A 16,822-nucleotide genomic window follows, 5' to 3' on the forward strand; every position below is an offset into this window, starting at 1 on the left:
TTCATGAATGCCCCGTCACCCGTAAAGCTTACGCTAGTCACTGCCAGCGTCATCCTCTGTTGGGCGTATTCGCCGATTGGCGTGCATATGGCCTTGCACAGTTACAGTCCGGGCCAATTGGCCTTGGGGCGTTTTCTGATTGCTTCGGTGTTGATGGCCGGTGTGGCGCTGATGGCGAAGATCGAGCGGCCGCGGTTGCGGGACCTGCCGTGGCTGCTGGTGCTGGGGTTCTTCGGGATTTTCCTGCACCATCTCACGATCAATTTTGGCCAGCAATTTGTCACGGCTGCCGCTTCCAGTGTGCTGGCGCAGTCGGTTCCACTGTTTACGGTGCTGGTGGCGTTCTTCGGCTTGAAGGAGCGGGTGACCGGCTGGCGCTGGGGTTGCGTGCTACTGGGTTTGAGCGGGGTGCTGGTGGTGATCTGGGGCGAGCATGGCCTGGGGGAGATTGACCCCCGTGGCTTGATGATCCTGGTGGCGGCGCTGTCGTGGAGCCTTTACTTCACCCTCCAGAAACACTATTCCCGGCGCTACAGCCCGCTGACCACGGTGTGCTACACCGTGTGGTCGGGCACCTTGCTGCTGTGTGTGTATTTGCCGGATTTACCGGCAGTGGTGGCGCAGTCATCAGCCCAAGCGAATTGGGCGGTGTTGTTGCTCGGCGTGTTCCCCAGCGCCCTGGCGTACCTGGCCTGGGCTTACGTGTTGCGGCATGTCGAAGTCAGCCGCGCTTCAGTGGCGCTGTACCTGGTGCCGCCGGTGGCGATGGTGATGGCCGCCTCGCTGCTGGGCGAGCAGGTTTCGATGCGCGTGGTGCTGGGTGGCCTGATTGTGCTGGCCAGTGTCGGCGCCATCAGCCTGGAAGGACGCTGGCGCCGCAAGCCGTTACGGGTTCACGGTGAACACCCGCAGGCGGTGACCGTCGGGGTCCTGGGCGACAAAGGTGTAGCCGAAATCCGCCTCGACCGGTGACTGGATGATGCTCAACCCCAGTTGCTCCCAGCGCCCGTGCAGCGCATCGACCGCTGCTATATCGGCGACGCAGAATCCCACCTCGCTGCCGCCGACGGTGGCCTGGGCAGCCGGTTCCACGGTATGGCGCGACCACAGGCCGAGTTTTACCCCGTTGTCGAGGATGAACAGTGCGAAGGTCGGCCCGAGCTCTACAGGTGCGTTGTCCAGCAGGCGGCTATAGAGGTTGGCGCTGGTGGCCGGGCTGTCGACGTACAACAAAACGTAATGGGCAAGGCTATTCATGATGACTTCCTGATAGTGCGCAGCAATGCCGCGGCTCAGCCCCTAGTCTAAGGGGCTGTCCTGTCAGTTCATGTCAGGAGTCATCAAGCAAAGAGCAGACAGTCTCGCTGTCTGCTCTTTTTATTGCGTGCACTGGTGTTGCGAGCTCTAAGGCTTGGACAAGGCCTGGTCTACCGCTGCGATCAGCTTTCCCAGATCCTTCGGGGTGGCTTTATGAATGACACCGAACAGATAAGCGCGCTGTTCCTCTTCGTCGACCAGGTCTGCGAAAAAGACTTTCAGCTTCACTCCCAGCGCCTCTGCGAACAAGAACAGAGCCTCGACGCTGGGTGTATAGGTGCCGGTTTCGAAGCGGCTGATGGTTTTAGGGTCAAAACCGGTTTTTTCACCTAGTTCAGCCTGAGTAAGCCCTGCGACCTTGCGGTAACGTCTGATGGCCGGACCCAAACTTGAAATGTGCATCGCTCAATTCCCATTTAGAATCAAGAACTTAACGATAAATCTTAAAATTAGACAACCGCATATACCATCACCTTTTCTTGCAAAGTGTGATGTAATTCGTAGAATCGGCATCTAGGACAAGTATTTGGTGGTCTCGTTTCAGAAGGCAGGTTTATGAAACAGGAAATCATTGCTTTCTCCTTCCTCTCATAAATGTGCCCATAAAACGGACTCTTGGCAGGGACTGAAATGTCGCTCGTCAGTGCCACGCTTCATTGCGCCTCACGTGCTGGATACCCGAATTCAAGCCTAGTTGATCATCACTCAATGGATGATGAATTGCTGTGCAAAATCGTGGGTTTGCGCCCGTTTGCGGCCAACCAGCCGATCGACGGCGCAGCCCGACTGGAAATACGAATCCGCCTGTCCTGCCTGCCCGGTAGTCCAGAGAGCGATCGAATGCTGTCCATGGAGCTTTAACGTGCGTCTCAACTTGCCGGTCACTGCTGTTGAACAGACTTTTGGGGAGCAGCAACGGCTAATTTCCGCGACTGACGTCAACAGCCACATTACCTACTGCAACGCCGAGTTTGCCGCCATGAGCGGTTTTACTCAGGCCGAGCTGATCGGCAGCACCCATAACCTGGTGCGCCACCCGGACATGCCGCCCGCCGTATTCGAACTGATGTGGAGCTACCTCAAGGCCGGGCAGAGCTGGATGGGCGTGGTGAAGAACCGCTGCAAGAACGGCAACTACTATTGGGTCAGCGCCTACGTGACGCCGATTCTCGAAGACGGGCGGGTGACGGGCTACGAGTCGGTGCGGGTCAAGCCCACCCGCGAACAGGTACGGCGCGCCGAAGCGCTGTATGCACGTTTGCAGGCTGGTGGTGCGGCGGTCGCGCCAGTGCGGCGCCTGGCATCCATGGCCCAGGCCATGGCTTTGCCATTGGTGGCTGCCGCCGCCAGCGTCGCCGCCTTTCAATGGCTTCCGGGTGTGTGGGGGCAGGCGGTGACCGTTGGCCTGTTTCTCGGTGTAGGTATCTGGGCCCATCAACGCTTGGGGCTACAGCTCAAGCGGATTGTGCAGAACACGCCCAATACCTTTTCCGACTCTATCAGCGCCATGACCTACAGCGATGCGCTGGGGCCGACCGCGCAGTTGGAAATGATCCTGATCAGCGAAGAAGCACGACTGAAGACTGCCCTTACGCGCCTCAGCGATCTGGCCAATCAGATGGCCGAAGCGGCCGCCCATTCCAGCGTGCTGTCGAGCACCACCGAGTCGGCGCTGCTGGAGCAGCGTGCCGAGACCGACATGACTGCCGCCGCCATGACCGAAATGGCCGCGTCCATCGCCGAAGTGGCAGTGCACGTTCAACAAACCGCCAGTGAAGCCCACACCGCCAACACCCTCGCCGAGCAGGGCAGCCAGGTGGCCGGCACGTCGCGCGAGGCGATCCAGTTGCTGGCCGGCACCGTCACCCAGATCAACCAGGCGGTGGGCAACCTGGCCGGGCAGACCCAGCAAATTCAGGTGGCCGCGAGCATGATTCAGGCGATCGCCGACCAGACCAACCTGCTGGCGCTCAACGCGGCCATTGAAGCGGCCCGCGCCGGTGAACAGGGCCGCGGTTTTGCCGTGGTGGCCGATGAGGTGCGCGCATTGGCGGGCAAGACTCGCGAGTCGACCCAGCAGATCCAGGGCATTATCCAGAACCTGCGGGCCGGCGCCGATGAGGCGGTCGAGATCGCAAGCCTGGGCATTCACGAAGCCGAGCAGGGCGTGCAGCAGGTACTTGAGGCCCAGCAGGCGTTGCAAGGCATTCGCCACGCAGTGGAACGGATTACCGGCATGAGCCAGCAAATGGCTGCCGCCTCCCAGGAACAATCCCACGTCGCCGAGGAAGTTTCACAACAGATCAATAACGTCGCCGCCACGGTGCAAAAGACAGCGGGCAATGCCAACGCTGCAGTCACCCGTGGCAGGGAACTCGAAAGCATCTCTTCCGGGTTGCGCGCCCTGGTCGAGCGGTTCAACCGCTAGCCACAGTGAGCCTGACTCATGGACGAGAAATACCGCAGGGCCGTGGATGCAGCCGCCATTTTCTCCGAGACAGACCTGGCGGGTTGCATCACTTACGTCAATGACCAGTTCTGCGCTATGTCCGGTTACGGGCGTGACGAGTTACTGGGGCAAAACCATCGGATCCTGAGTTCTGGCCTGCACCCTGCCGCGTTCTTCCAGGGCATGTGGCAGGCCATCAGCGAAGGCCGGGTGTGGCGTGGGGAAATCTGCAACCGGGCCAAGGATGGAACCCTGTATTGGGTGGACAGCACCATGGTGCCACTGGTCGATGAAAAGACCGGGCGGGTGCAGAAGTACGTGTCGATCCGCTTTGATGTGAGCGAAAAACGCCAGTTGTTGCACACCCTGCAATGGCGGGTCGGCCATGACGTGCTGACCGGCTTGCCCAACCGCGCCTATCTGTCCGAGCTGCTCAACCAGTCCCTGGAGTTCTCCCGCAGCGAAAATATTCCGCTGGCGCTGTGCATGCTCGATCTGGATGGCTTCAAGGCGGTCAACGATGGTTATGGGCATGCCTGTGGCGATCTGTTGTTGGTGGAGGTGGCCACGCGCCTGCGGGAGATCATTCGCGGCGAAGATGTGGTCGCCCGGCTGGCGGGTGATGAGTTTGTGCTGATCCTGCGTTACGTGCGTGATATCGACGAGCTTAACGCCGCCTTGCTGCGCATCCTCAAGGCGATCTCCGAGCCGTACTCGATCCAGGGGGCCGAGCTGAACGTGTTCGCCAGCATTGGCGTCACCCTGTTCCCCTTGGATGACGAAGACGCCGACACCTTGCTGCGCCATGCTGACCAGGCGATGTATGTGGCCAAGCAGAGCGGACGTAACCGTTACCAATTGTTTGATGTGTCCCTGGAGCAGGAGGTGAAGGCCAGTCACCAAACCGTGGAGCAGATTCGCCAGGCGTTGGCGGCGGGCCAGTTGTGCCTGCATTACCAGCCCAAGGTCAATCTGCGCTGCGGCACGGTGGTGGGGTTCGAGGCGTTGTTACGCTGGCAGCACCCCGAGCGCGGGTTGGTGACGCCGGGGGATTTCCTGCCGCTGATCGAGCAGACCGACCTGATTGTCGACATCGGCGAATGGGTGATCGACCAGGTGTTGGGGCAGATGCACCGCTGGCAGGCGCATGGGCACTGGTGGTCGGTGAGCGTGAACATCGCAGCGCGGCATTTCCAGCGCGAGGATTTTGTCGAGCGGCTGGAAGAGTTGCTGGAGCAATGGTCGGAGGTGGAGCCGCACCGGCTGGACCTGGAAATCGCCGAGTCGGTGGCCATCGATAATATCCAGCGCGTCACCCACCACCTGCAAGCCTGCCAGGCCCTGGGCGTGCAGTTCTCCCTGGATGATTTTGGCACTGGCTATTCTTCCCTGAGTTACCTCAAGCGGCTGCCGACCCAGACCATCAAGATCGATAAGTCGTTTGTGCGCGACATCCTGCACGACAAGGACGACCTGGCGTTGACCAAGGCGGTGATCGGCCTGGCCCGTGCGTTTGGCCGCGAAGTGATTGCCGAAGGCCTGGAAACCCTGGAGCACGGGCAGCTATTGATGCGCATGGGCTGCGAAGTGGCCCAGGGCTATTTCATTGCCCGGCCGATGCCGGCGGGGGAGGTGCCAGGTTGGGTGGAAGGGTTCAGGCCGCCGGCGCAGTGGCAAAAGCTTGAGTGATGTTTACTGTGGCGAGGGAGCTTGCTGTGGTGAGGGAGCTTGCTGTGGCGAGGGAGCTTGCTCCCGCTGGAGTGCGCAGCGCTCCCAAAGATCTTGGGGCCGCTACGCAGCCCAGCGGGAGCAAGCTCCCTCGCCACAGCAAGCTCCCTCGCCACAAGGTAAAGCAGGTGATCTTAAGGGGAGGGTGCGCTGTTCCCGGTATACAGATTGATGATTTCATCAATCTCCCCGGACATCTTCATCCGCAGCAACGTGCGCAAGATCTGCTGCCCCGGCACCTGCGGGTCGTTACGCACATAACAACCCAGGCTTTGCTCCTCGATCACGGCCACCGTGTGCAGGCGTTCTGTGGGCGGTAACTGCTGATTGAAGCGGTCGAGGATCCATTCGTTGCTCACCGCATACTTGAAACGTCCGGCCACCAGCTTTTGCAGCACCTGCTCTTCACTGCGGCTGTCTTCTCGGCTGAACTGGCCGCTGGCGAAGCGTGCCTCCAGGGTCGGGTAGCTATAGCCGATTACCGTGCCGATATGTTGCGGGGCAAGGCTGTCCAGCACCACCGACAGCGGCGGCACGTGCGCGGTGACCAGCACATTGCGTTGCACCAGCAATGGAATGCTCCAGGTGTAATCACCGGACAGGTTGTTCAGCCATGCCGGCGTCACATAGCAGCGCACATCCACATCTCCGCGCTCCATGGCGGTATCGATGCGTGCACGGGGCAGCACATGGAATTTCGCAGGGCGGCCGACCTGAGTGGCCAGGCTCAACATCAGGTCATACAAAATCCCTTGGGTCGGCTGGCCCTGGTCGAGTTGCACCATGGGCATGGTCCAGCTGTCGGAAATGGAGAAACGCAGAGGTGCGGGCGCCGCCACGCTGACCGTGGCAATCATCCACAAGGCGCCCAGGACTGCGCGCATAAGCTCTCCGGGTTCAGCCTTTTACAGGCTTGGTTAGACCAGCTTAGTCAGATTAGACGAGCGTGCCGGATGCAATTTCCCCCTTGCTCCGCTAGCATTACCCGCTTCCGCTTCCCAGTTGCGACGGTTTTCGATGAGTTATCAGGTTCTTGCACGTAAATGGCGTCCGCGCTCGTTCCGCGAAATGGTCGGCCAGACCCATGTGCTCAAGGCTCTGATCAATGCCTTGGACAGCCAACGGCTGCACCACGCCTACCTGTTCACCGGTACCCGCGGTGTGGGCAAGACCACCATTGCCCGCATCATCGCCAAGTGCCTGAACTGTGAAACCGGCATCACCTCGACGCCGTGCGGTACCTGCTCGGTGTGCCGGGAAATCGACGAAGGGCGCTTCGTCGACCTGATCGAGATCGACGCCGCAAGCCGCACCAAGGTCGAAGACACCCGCGAGCTGCTCGACAACGTGCAGTACGCGCCCAGCCGTGGCCGCTTCAAGGTCTACCTGATCGACGAAGTGCACATGCTGTCCAGCCACTCCTTCAACGCCCTGTTGAAAACCCTGGAAGAGCCGCCGCCCTACGTCAAATTCATCCTGGCCACCACCGACCCGCAGAAACTTCCTGCAACGATTCTGTCGCGGTGCCTGCAGTTCTCCCTGAAAAACATGACCCCGGAGCGTGTGGTCGAGCATTTGACCCACGTGCTGGGCGTCGAGAACGTACCGTTCGAAGACGACGCCCTGTGGTTGCTGGGCCGCGCCGCCGACGGCTCGATGCGCGACGCTATGAGCCTCACCGACCAGGCCATCGCCTTCGGTGAAGGCAAGGTCATGGCCGCCGACGTACGGGCGATGCTCGGCACTCTCGACCACGGCCAGGTGTTCGATGTGCTGCACGCGCTGATCGAAGGCGACGCCAAGGCGTTGCTCGAGGCCGTGCGTCACCTGTCCGAGCAAGGCCCGGACTGGAATGGTGTGCTCTCGGAAATCCTTAATGTGCTGCACCGCGTCGCCATCGCCCAGGCCCTGCCTGAAGGTGTCGACAATGGCCACGGCGACCGTGACCGGGTGTTGGCCCTGGCCCAGGCGTTGCCCGCCGAAGACGTGCAGTTCTACTACCAGATGGGCCTGATTGGCCGGCGTGACTTACCGCTGGCACCCGACCCGCGTGGCGGCTTCGAAATGGTCCTGCTGCGGATGCTGGCCTTCAGGCCCGCCGACACGGCGGATGCACCGAGACAGCCGCTAAAGCCAGTGGGGATCAGCCAGGCCACAGTTGATTCCGCCAAACCAGTGGCTGGCCCGGCTGTTGTCGCGCCAGTGGTTGCGCCGCCTGCGCCTGTTGCTCCCGCGCCGGCCCCGGTTGTCGCCGAGCCGGTGGCGCCTGTGGTCGTGCCTGAGCCGGTGGTCGAGCCTGCGCCCGTGCCTGAAGTCGACCTGCCGTGGAATGACCCGGTAGAAGCCGAGGTCGAGCTGCAGCCTGCCGTCGAGCCGGTGCTGGAAACCACCAGCGAGCAGCCTGAACTGACACCCATGCCCGCGCCGACCCCGGACAGCGTAGTACCGGACGCCCCCGAGTGGGTTTCCGCACCGGTGCCGGAACCGACTGTCGCGCAAGTGGACGCCGCCACCCCGGGCACCGACCTCGACGACGAGCCGCCGCTGGACGAAGACTATATCGAGCCGGACATCGATTCGGCCTACAGCTACCTGGACGACCTGGCCAGCGAACACACCGCCGAGCCTGCCCCGGAGCCTGAACCTGAACCCGCCGCGATGCCGGCCACCGGCCTGGCGTTGCAATGGCTGGAGCTGTTTCCGAAACTGCCGATCTCCGGCATGACCGGCAGCATCGCCGCCAACTGCACACTGATTGCCGTGGATGGCGACCATTGGTTGTTGCACCTGGACCCGGCCCACAGCGCCCTGTTCAACGCGACCCAGCAACGCCGGCTCAACGATGCCCTGAACCAGTTCCACGGCCGCACACTGACCATCAGCATCGAGCTGATCAAGCCCGAGCAGGAAACCCCGGCCCAGGCGGCGTCCCGCCGCCGGGTCAACCGCCAGCGCGAGGCTGAAGAGTCGATCCACGGTGATCCGCTGATCCAGCAGATGATGGAGCAGTTTGGCGCGGTGGTGCGGCACGATACTATTGAACCTGTAGAAGCCCCGGTTCAGGCGTCATAAGCCGGGGCCAATCATTGATCCACGTACTTTTGAGGTGATTCCCATGATGAAAGGTGGCATGGCCGGCCTGATGAAGCAGGCACAGCAGATGCAGGAAAAAATGGCCAAGATGCAGGAAGAACTGGCCAACGCCGAAGTCACCGGTAAAGCCGGTGGCGATATGGTCAGTGTGGTGATGACCGGTCGTCACGACATCAAGCGCGTGAGCATCGACCCAAGCGTATTGCCGGGCGTGGGCGAAGACGACCTGGAAATGCTCGAGGCGCTGTTTGCAGCGGCCGTCAACGACGCCGTGCGCAAGATCGAAGCCAACAGCCAGGACAAAATGTCCGGCGTGACCGCTGGCATGCAACTGCCACCGGGTATGAAGCTGCCGTTCTGATCGGCAAGCGCAGCACCGAAAATGCCAGGCCCCGTGCCTGGCATTTTTTTGGCCGTCTATTTTCCATACCCGTAGCAGCTGTCGAGCGCCAGCGAGGCTGCGTCGGCAGCGACTCGGTCCCACGTCTGGCGTGAAGGCAGCGGTGCGGCTAACGTAGCCTCGCTGGCGCTCGACAACGGCTACTGCGAGAGTTTTGTCGAACCCTGGGCCCTGTGTTGGGGTCTGCACCCTATACCGTTGAATTCAATCACCGATAGAAGGAGCCTCGCTGATGTCCGAAGCATTGACCCTCAACCAGCGCATTGTGCTGGTCTCACGCCCCCACGGCGCACCGGTGCCGGAAAACTTTCGCCTGGAGCGCGTCGCGCTGCCGGAACTGGCCGACGGCCAGGTCCTGCTGAAAACCCTTTACCTGTCGCTCGATCCCTACATGCGCGGGCGCATGAGTGATGCGCCGTCCTACGCCGCGCCGGTGGAAATCGACGAGGTGATGACCGGTGGCGCTGTCAGCCGTATCGAACAGTCCCGCAACCCCAAGTTCGAAGTGGGTGACCTGGTGGTCGGTTCCACCGGCTGGCAGAGCCACAGCATCTCCGATGGCCGCAACCTGGTGCCGGTGCCCAAGGGCCTGGCCAGTCCGTCCATGGCGCTGGGTGTGCTGGGTATGCCCGGCATGACCGCTTATATGGGCCTTATGGATATCGGCCAACCCAAGTCCGGGGAAACCCTGGTGGTGGCGGCGGCTTCCGGCGCGGTGGGCTCGGTGGTCGGCCAGGTGGCGAAGATCAAGGGCCTGAGGGTGGTCGGCGTGGCGGGTGGCGCCGACAAGTGCCGCTATGTGGTGGATGAGCTGGGCTTTGATGCCTGCGTCGATCACAAGAGCGACAACTTTGCCGAGGAACTTGCCCAGGCGTGTCCCGAGGGCATCGACATCTACTTTGAAAACGTTGGTGGCAAGGTGTTCGACGCGGTGGTGCCGCTGCTGAATGCCAAGGCCCGAATCCCGTTGTGTGGCCTGATCGCCGGCTACAACGCCCACGAAGCCCCCAGCGGCCCCGACCGCCTGCCGGCGCTGCAGCGCACCTTGCTGACCAAGCGCGTGCGCATTCAGGGCTTTATCGTGTTCGACGACTACGGCGACCGTCAGCCGGAATTCCTCAGCGCCATGGCGCCGTGGGTGCGGGACGGCAAGATCAAGTTCCGCGAAGACGTGGTGGAAGGCCTGGAGCAGGCACCAGAAGCCTTTATCGGTTTGCTGGAGGGGCGCAACTTCGGCAAGTTGGTGGTGCACGTCGCGCAAGATTGAGCATTTGACGCTAATCCGGGGCGCGGGTATAAACCGCGTCTCGTTGTTTTGTCGGACCTTTCCCCATGAGCTTCAGCCCCCTGATTCGTCAACTGATCGACGCCCTGCGCACTTTGCCAGGCGTGGGTCAGAAAACCGCCCAGCGCATGGCGCTGCAACTGCTGGAGCGTGATCGCAGCGGCGGCTCCCGACTGGCCCAGGCGTTGAGCCAGGCCATGGAAGGGGTAGGCCACTGCCGCCAGTGCCGCACCCTGACCGAGGAAGAGCTCTGTCCGCAATGCGCCGACCCGCGTCGCGACGACACACTGCTGTGCGTGGTTGAAGGGCCGATGGACGTATACGCGGTGGAGCAGACCGGTTACCGCGGGCGCTACTTTGTGCTCAAGGGCCACCTGTCGCCGCTGGACGGCCTGGGGCCGGAAGCGATCGGTATTCCGCAACTGGTGACGCGGATCGAGGAGCAGGGCACCTTCGTCGAGGTGATCCTGGCCACCAACCCGACGGTGGAAGGCGAAGCGACGGCCCATTACATCGCGCAGTTGCTGACCAACAAAGGCCTGATCACCTCGCGCATCGCCCACGGCGTGCCGTTGGGTGGCGAGCTGGAACTGGTGGATGGCGGGACCTTGGCGCATTCGTTTGCCGGACGTAAGCCGATCGCCCTGTAACAACCACCGCAGAACAAAATGTGGGAGCGGGCTTGCTCGCGAATGCGGTGTATCAGTCGCCTGATGTATTGACTGAACCACCGCATTCGCGAGCAAGCCCGCTCCCACATTTGTTTTGTGGCGTTCACGAGCCTTTCCTCTTGCTTGATAACCAAGCAAGCGCTTGGTAAGTTCGCTCCACAGTCCCGTGGAGCTTGCCGATGTCTGCCTATCAGGAATACTTCGACCCCAGCCACCAATTGGTCCGCGATAGCGTGCGCCGTTTCGTCGAACGCGAGATGTTGCCGGGCATCGAGCAGTGGGAGGAAGCCGAGAGCTTCCCCCGGGAGCTGTACCTCAAGGCCGGCGCGGCGGGGATCCTGGGGATCGGTTACCCCGAAGCCCTCGGCGGCAGCCACGAAGGTGATCTGTTCGCCAAGGTGGCAGCCAGCGAGGAGCTGATGCGTTGCGGCTCCGGCGGTGTGGTGGCGGGGTTGGGCTCGCTGGATATCGGCTTGCCACCCATCGTCAAATGGGCCCGGCCTGAAGTGCGTGATCGTGTCGCGCCGCAGGTGTTGTCCGGCGAGAAGATCGCCGCCCTGGCGGTCACCGAGCCCGGAGGCGGCTCCGATGTCGCCAGCCTGCAAACCCGTGCCGTGCGCGACGGCGACCATTATCGGGTCAGCGGCAGCAAAACCTTTATCACCAGCGGCCAGCGCGCCGACTTCTACACCGTCGCGGTACGTACCGGGGGGCCGGGCTTTGCCGGCATCAGCCTGTTGTTGATCGAAAAGGGCACGCCTGGTTTCACCACCGGTACACCGCTGAAGAAAATGGGCTGGTGGGCGTCGGACACTGCCGAATTGTTCTTCGATGATTGCCGCGTACCCGTAGGCAATCTGATCGGCGCCGAGAACATGGGCTTCGCCTGCATCATGGGCAACTTCCAGAGCGAGCGGCTGGCCCTGGCCTTGATGGCCAACATGACTGCGCAGATGGCCCTGGAAGAAAGCCTCAAGTGGGCGGCCCAGCGCGAGGCCTTCGGCAAACCCATTGGCAAGTTCCAGGTGCTCAAGCATCGCTTGGCGGAAATGGCCACGGCGGTGGAAGTCTCCCGGGAGTTCACCTACCGCCAGGCCGCCAAGATGGCCGCAGGCAAGAGTGTGATCAAGGAGATTTCCATGGCCAAGAACCTCGCCACCGATACCGCCGACCGCGTGACCTATGATGCCGTGCAGATCCTCGGCGGCCAGGGGTACATGCGCGGCAACCTGGTGGAGCGGCTGTATCGCGACAACCGCATCCTGTCCATCGGTGGCGGGACTCGGGAAGTGATGAACGAAATCATCAGCAAGCAGATGGGCTTGTAGAAAGCGCTTTTGTGGCGAGGGAGCTGTGGCGAGGGAGCTTGCTCCCGCTGGGCTGCGTAGCGGCCCCAAGATCTTTGGGAGCGCTGCGCACTCCAGCGGGAGCAAGCTCCCCGCCACACTAGCTCCCTCGCCACACAAATCCCGGGTTATTGGTCTGTCAGTGCAAACTGCGTCAGGCAGAACGTCGGAATGCCCATGTCTTCCAGGCGCTGGGAACCACCCAGCTCCGGCAGGTCGATGATCGCCGCCGCTTCGAAAATCCGTGCGCCCATGCGCCGGGCCAGGTTGGCTGCCGCGATCAGCGTGCCGCCAGTGGCAATCAAGTCATCGAACATCAGCACCGAATCACCTTCACACAGGCTGTCGGCGTGCACTTCCAGGAAGGCTTCGCCGTACTCGGTCTGGTAACCCTCGGCCAGCACGTCAGCCGGCAATTTGCCTTGCTTGCGGAACAGGATCAGCGGTTTGTTCAACTGATAGGCAATGATCGAGCCGATCAAAAAACCGCGGGCATCCATCGCACCAATGTGGGTGAAGTCGGCTTCGACGTAGCGGTGCACAAAGGTATCGGCCACCAGGCGCAAGGCCTTGGGCGACTGGAACAGCGGCGTAATATCGCGAAAGATCACCCCAGGCTTGGGGAAGTCGATGACTGGGCGAATCAGGGATTTGATGTCGAACGAATCGAAGACCATCGTCGAGGAGTCCTAGGGAGGAAAACGGACTCGAAGTATACCTGCGGCCCAGCCGAATGGCTCGGCCGCAAGCGTCTGGATCAACCGTCGAGCGACCCGCCAGCGAGAGCGCAGAGCTGGATCGGGTCAAGGATATGCACTTCCTTGCCTTCAGCGGCAATCAGCTCGTTCTGCTGGAAGCGGGTGAACACCCGGGACACGGTTTCCACGGCCAGGCCCAGATAGTTGCCGATTTCATTGCGCGACATGCTCAGGCGGAACTGATTGGCCGAGAAGCCCCGCGCACGGAACCGCGCGGAAAGGTTGACCAGGAAGGTAGCGATCCGCTCGTCGGCGGTTTTCTTCGACAAGAGCAGCATCATCTGCTGGTCGTCGCGGATTTCCCGGCTCATCACGCGCATCAATTGGCGACGCAATTGCGGCAACTGCAGGGCCAGTTCATCCAGGCGCTCGAACGGAATTTCACACACCGAGGTGGTTTCCAGGGCCTGGGCCGACACCGGATGAATCTCGGTGTCCATGCCCGACAGCCCGACAAGTTCACTCGGCAGGTGGAAACCGGTGATCTGCTCTTCGCCGCCATCGCTCAGGCTGAAGGTTTTCAACGCGCCAGAACGTACTGCATAAACGGAATCAAACTTGTCGCCCTGGCGAAACAGAAACTCGCCTTTTTTCAGTGGGCGCCCGCGTTTAACGATTTCGTCCAGCGCTTCCATGTCTTCCAAATTCAACGAAAGTGGCAGGCAGAGGGGAGCCAGGCTGCAATCCTTGCAATGGGCCTGGCTATGAGCGCGCAGTTTAACTGGCTCGGACATTTCTTAAATCCTTGTGGGAAAACACACATAAGACGTAAGGGTACCGCACTGGGGGACGATCCGACCAGCATGTACATAAAAGCAGCAGCGGTATAAAGGTTTATGTATCGGCGCCGATACATGGACGTATCTCTATGAGCTGGAGCTCAGATCATGTCAGTCAGCACTGTTCAGAACCCGATTATCAACGTGCCTGCGGTGTCGATTTGGAAGGCTGCCGATGCAGCCAAGGAAAAAGAAGCCGCCGCCAACGCGCCAGCCTCTGATACCAAGCCCGCCGAGCCCAGCGCCACTGAAGGCGTGAAAGTCACTATTTCCGGTGCGGGGATGGGCATGGCCTCGGCTGAGAAATCCTCCAATAGCGATATTGATGAGAGCAGCCTGAGCGACAGCGCCAAGCAGCTGTTGAAAATGATCCGCGAGCTGAGAAAGCAGCTGGCCGAAAAGATGGCTGAGCTCTCTACCGCCATGGCCGACACGTCCATGAGCCCGGAGGCGCGCCAGGCCAAAGTGGCAGGCCTGCAGGGCGAAGTGGCGGCCATTCAGGCCGGCTTGATGACAGCCCAGACGCAATTGGCCAAAGTCCTGAAAGACGAGCCGCCTCAGGCTCAGATGGAAGCCATGAGCCTGATGGCGAAGTAACACGCGATCAGATGACCCGGGAGAAACGTTGCCGATTCTGGTGTTCGAGGTAAGCATCGAACACCATGCACACCGAGCGCACCAGCAGGCGCCCAGCCGGCAATACGCGGATGCCCTGGGGGTCAAGTTCGATCAGCCCGTCCTCGGCCATCGCCTCCAGTTGTGGCCACAGCTCATCGAAGTAACCACGAAAATCGATGTTGAAGGCCTGTTCGATCTTCTCGAATGCCAGGCTGAAATTGCAGATCAACTGCTGAATCACTTCCCGCCGTAACCGGTCATCCGTGGTGCACAACAGCCCACGGCTGGTAGCCAGTTGCGATCCGGCCAGCGCGTTCTGGTAGTGGTTCAGGTCACTGCTGTTCTGGCAGTACAGGTCGCCAATCTGGCTGATCGCCGACACCCCAAGCCCGATCAAGTCGCAATGCCCGTGGGTGGTGTAGCCCTGGAAGTTGCGTTGCAGCCTGCCTTCCTCCTGAGCAACGGCCAGTTCGTCGTCCGGCAGGGCAAAGTGGTCCATGCCGATGTAGCGGTAGCCGGCCTGGGTCAATTGTTCGATGGTGGTTTGCAGCATCAGCAGCTTTTCCGCCGGAGTTGGCAGGTCTGCGGTGTTGATCCGTCGCTGGGGCATGAAACGTTCCGGTAGGTGTGCGTAGTTGAATACCGAGAGCCGGTCCGGTTGCAGGCTGATGACTTCTTCCACGGTGCGTGCGAAATTCAGCGGCGTCTGTTTGGGCAAGCCGTAGATCAGGTCGATATTGATCGAACGAAACTGCAGGGTGCGCGCCGCATCGATCACTGCGCGGGTTTCTTCCAGGCTTTGCAAGCGGTTCACCGCACGCTGCACTTCGGGGTCCAGATCCTGCACGCCGATGCTGACGCGGTTGAACCCCAGCTCACGCAGCAGGCCCATGGTCGCCCAGTCGGCTTCCCGTGGGTCGATTTCGATCCCGTAGTCGCCGGAATCATCGTCCAGCAGGTTGAAGTGCTGACGCAGCCGGCCCATGACCTGGCGCAGCTCGTCATGGCTGAGAAAGGTCGGGGTGCCGCCGCCAAAGTGCAACTGCTCCACCGGCTGTTTGGGGTCGAGGTGGCAGGCCACCAGCTGGATTTCCTGCTCCAGGCGTTGCAGATAGGCGTGGGCCCGGCCGCGGTCCTTGGTGATGACCTTGTTGCAGGCGCAGTAGTAGCAAATGTTGGCGCAAAACGGCACATGCACATACAGCGACAATGGCCGTGTGGCCTTGCGACTGTCACGCAGGGCGTGGAGCAGGTCGAAGGTGCCGACCTGGCTGTCGAATTGTACAGCGGTGGGGTACGAGGTGTAGCGTGGCCCCGCCAAGTCGTAGCGGTGAATCAGATCAGTGTCCCAACGAATGGCGTCGAGCATGCGGGCGTTCCCCCGGATAGGCTAGTGGGCCGAGTCTAGGGGCTGGGTGCAGAGGCCATCTTGATTTGCATCAACGGGGAGCGGCGCTATGCCACATGGCCTTTTAATGGCCCATTAGCCAGTGCTGGTGCGGCCCGGGCAAGGTCCAGATACCGAACAGGATGACCAACAGGCCTCCCGTCATCCGCACGCTTCGTTTGCGCAACAGCGCGGTGACACGCTCGGCCGCCAGCCCAGTGGCCAGCAGCACCGGCCAGGTGCCGAGGCCGAAGGCGAGCATCAGCACTGCACTGTCCAGCGCATTGCCCTGGCTGGCCGCCCACAGCAGGGTGCTGTAGACCAACCCGCACGGCAGCCAGCCCCAGAGCGCGCCCAGCAGTAACGCCCGGGGCAGGCTGGACACCGGCAGCAAACGGTTGGCAATCGGCTGGATATGGCGCCACAGGCCGCGCCCGAGGCTTTCGATACGGGTCAGGCCGCTCCACCACCCGGCCAGGTACAAGCCCATGCAGATCAGCAACAGCCCGGCGAGGATGCGCATGAACATCGCCACCGGGCTGTTGGCCACGGCCCAGCCCGCCAGGCCGATCAACAGGCCGGCGGTGGCGTAGCTGAGGATGCGTCCCAGGTTGTAAGCCAGCAGCAGGCGAAAGCGCCGACTGCGTTGCTCCTTGGGAATCGCCAGGGTCAGCGCGCCCATCAGGCCGCCGCACATGCCCAGGCAATGGCCGCCGCCCAGCAGGCCGAGGATCACCGCCGAGACCAGCAGGGGCGCCAGTTCAAGCATGGGGCGGGTCTTTGGGCTTGGGCGGTTGCTCAGGGCCGTTGGCTTCGTCGATGGCGGCCAGGTGATTCGGGTCCTGGTCGTCGAACAGCACGCTGTGGGCCGGGCCATCGAGGTCGTCATACTGGCCGCTGTCCACCGCCCAGAAGAAGATGTAAATGGCGATGGCCACGATCAACAGCGCCGCCGGGATCATCACGTAAAGAGCTGGCATCTGCACTCCAT

Annotated in this window: 18 protein-coding genes and 1 pseudogene; 11 read left to right on the forward strand and 8 right to left on the reverse strand. The window is 61.6% G+C overall.

Annotated elements, in window-relative coordinates:
* Positions 1–3 precede the first annotated feature (3 nt).
* Positions 4–972 carry a DMT family transporter gene (locus ACUN0G_RS07210; protein WP_421523843.1) on the forward strand — a complete coding sequence of 323 codons (969 nt, stop codon included), beginning with the start codon at positions 4–6 and terminating at the stop codon, positions 970–972.
* On the opposite strand, the gene ACUN0G_RS07215 is transcribed toward ACUN0G_RS07210, so the two are convergent.
* Both ACUN0G_RS07215 and ACUN0G_RS07220 read right to left on the reverse strand, forming a co-directional pair.
* Positions 886–1,257: a VOC family protein gene (locus ACUN0G_RS07215; protein ID WP_258344362.1), complete on the reverse strand. Its 372-nt coding sequence runs from the start codon at positions 1,255–1,257 to the stop codon at positions 886–888. The genes ACUN0G_RS07210 and ACUN0G_RS07215 overlap by 87 nt on opposite strands.
* A 147-nt stretch (positions 1,258–1,404) precedes the next feature.
* Complete coding sequence (locus tag ACUN0G_RS07220) at positions 1,405–1,719, reverse strand: helix-turn-helix domain-containing protein (RefSeq protein ID WP_003219061.1); 315 nt, start codon at positions 1,717–1,719, stop codon at positions 1,405–1,407.
* Between the two features lie 228 nt (positions 1,720–1,947).
* Between ACUN0G_RS07220 and ACUN0G_RS07225 the strand changes: the two genes are divergently transcribed.
* From ACUN0G_RS07225 to ACUN0G_RS07240, 4 genes and pseudogenes are all read left to right on the forward strand, one after another.
* Positions 1,948–2,178: a hypothetical protein gene (locus ACUN0G_RS07225; RefSeq protein ID WP_445573004.1), complete on the forward strand. Its 231-nt coding sequence runs from the start codon at positions 1,948–1,950 to the stop codon at positions 2,176–2,178.
* A gap of 1 nt (position 2,179) precedes the next feature.
* Positions 2,180–2,461, forward strand: a pseudogene (locus tag ACUN0G_RS07230) (PAS domain-containing protein); the annotation flags it as partial.
* Between the two features lie 174 nt (positions 2,462–2,635).
* Positions 2,636–3,745 (forward strand): methyl-accepting chemotaxis protein, encoded by a 1,110-nt coding sequence (locus ACUN0G_RS07235; RefSeq protein WP_445575527.1) that lies wholly within the window; start codon positions 2,636–2,638, stop codon positions 3,743–3,745.
* Positions 3,746–3,763: 18 nt separating this feature from the next.
* Positions 3,764–5,455, forward strand: a complete 1,692-nt coding sequence (locus tag ACUN0G_RS07240; RefSeq protein WP_258344364.1) for a putative bifunctional diguanylate cyclase/phosphodiesterase — start codon at positions 3,764–3,766, stop codon at positions 5,453–5,455.
* Between the two features lie 173 nt (positions 5,456–5,628).
* Here the strand turns inward: ACUN0G_RS07240 and ACUN0G_RS07245 are convergent, their stop codons facing one another.
* Positions 5,629–6,378 (reverse strand): substrate-binding periplasmic protein, encoded by a 750-nt coding sequence (locus tag ACUN0G_RS07245; protein WP_445573005.1) that lies wholly within the window; start codon positions 6,376–6,378, stop codon positions 5,629–5,631.
* A gap of 133 nt (positions 6,379–6,511) precedes the next feature.
* Here ACUN0G_RS07245 and dnaX point away from each other — a divergent pair, with 133 nt between their 5' ends.
* The 5 genes from dnaX to ACUN0G_RS07270 all read left to right on the forward strand — a co-directional run bounded on the left by dnaX (position 6,512) and on the right by ACUN0G_RS07270 (position 12,271).
* Positions 6,512–8,566 carry a DNA polymerase III subunit gamma/tau gene (gene dnaX / locus ACUN0G_RS07250; protein ID WP_445573006.1) on the forward strand — a complete coding sequence of 685 codons (2,055 nt, stop codon included), beginning with the start codon at positions 6,512–6,514 and terminating at the stop codon, positions 8,564–8,566.
* A 43-nt stretch (positions 8,567–8,609) separates the two neighbouring features.
* Positions 8,610–8,948 (forward strand): YbaB/EbfC family nucleoid-associated protein, encoded by a 339-nt coding sequence (locus tag ACUN0G_RS07255; protein WP_003193199.1) that lies wholly within the window; start codon positions 8,610–8,612, stop codon positions 8,946–8,948.
* Between the two features lie 271 nt (positions 8,949–9,219).
* Positions 9,220–10,254, forward strand: a complete 1,035-nt coding sequence (locus ACUN0G_RS07260; protein ID WP_258344367.1) for an NADP-dependent oxidoreductase — start codon at positions 9,220–9,222, stop codon at positions 10,252–10,254.
* Between the two features lie 65 nt (positions 10,255–10,319).
* The gene (gene recR, locus ACUN0G_RS07265; protein WP_003219049.1) at positions 10,320–10,922 is read left to right on the forward strand and encodes a recombination mediator RecR; all 603 of its coding nucleotides are present in this window, start codon (positions 10,320–10,322) and stop codon (positions 10,920–10,922) included.
* 200 nt (positions 10,923–11,122) lie between these two features.
* Positions 11,123–12,271, forward strand: coding sequence for an acyl-CoA dehydrogenase family protein (locus ACUN0G_RS07270; RefSeq protein ID WP_421551521.1), 1,149 nt, complete (start codon positions 11,123–11,125; stop codon positions 12,269–12,271).
* 146 nt (positions 12,272–12,417) lie between these two features.
* Here the strand turns inward: ACUN0G_RS07270 and ACUN0G_RS07275 are convergent, their stop codons facing one another.
* Positions 12,418–12,966, reverse strand: coding sequence for an adenine phosphoribosyltransferase (locus ACUN0G_RS07275; RefSeq protein ID WP_076017210.1), 549 nt, complete (start codon positions 12,964–12,966; stop codon positions 12,418–12,420).
* 80 nt (positions 12,967–13,046) lie between these two features.
* Positions 13,047–13,781 carry a fumarate/nitrate reduction transcriptional regulator Fnr gene (gene fnr / locus ACUN0G_RS07280; RefSeq protein WP_003219044.1) on the reverse strand — a complete coding sequence of 245 codons (735 nt, stop codon included), beginning with the start codon at positions 13,779–13,781 and terminating at the stop codon, positions 13,047–13,049.
* Between the two features lie 153 nt (positions 13,782–13,934).
* Here fnr and ACUN0G_RS07285 point away from each other — a divergent pair, with 153 nt between their 5' ends.
* Positions 13,935–14,423: a hypothetical protein gene (locus tag ACUN0G_RS07285; RefSeq protein WP_445573007.1), complete on the forward strand. Its 489-nt coding sequence runs from the start codon at positions 13,935–13,937 to the stop codon at positions 14,421–14,423.
* A 7-nt stretch (positions 14,424–14,430) separates the two neighbouring features.
* Here the strand turns inward: ACUN0G_RS07285 and hemN are convergent, their stop codons facing one another.
* The 3 genes from hemN to ccoS all read right to left on the reverse strand — a co-directional run bounded on the left by hemN (position 14,431) and on the right by ccoS (position 16,811).
* The gene (hemN, locus tag ACUN0G_RS07290; protein ID WP_258344371.1) at positions 14,431–15,813 is read right to left on the reverse strand and encodes an oxygen-independent coproporphyrinogen III oxidase; all 1,383 of its coding nucleotides are present in this window, start codon (positions 15,811–15,813) and stop codon (positions 14,431–14,433) included.
* A 103-nt stretch (positions 15,814–15,916) separates the two neighbouring features.
* Positions 15,917–16,600, reverse strand: coding sequence for a sulfite exporter TauE/SafE family protein (locus ACUN0G_RS07295; protein WP_445573008.1), 684 nt, complete (start codon positions 16,598–16,600; stop codon positions 15,917–15,919).
* A complete protein-coding gene (gene ccoS, locus ACUN0G_RS07300; protein WP_201142793.1) occupies positions 16,593–16,811 on the reverse strand; it encodes a cbb3-type cytochrome oxidase assembly protein CcoS in 219 nt (72 codons plus the stop codon). The genes ACUN0G_RS07295 and ccoS overlap by 8 nt, the downstream gene beginning before the upstream one ends.
* Positions 16,812–16,822 lie beyond the last annotated feature (11 nt).

The organism is Pseudomonas sp. 32A (assembly GCF_052682255.1).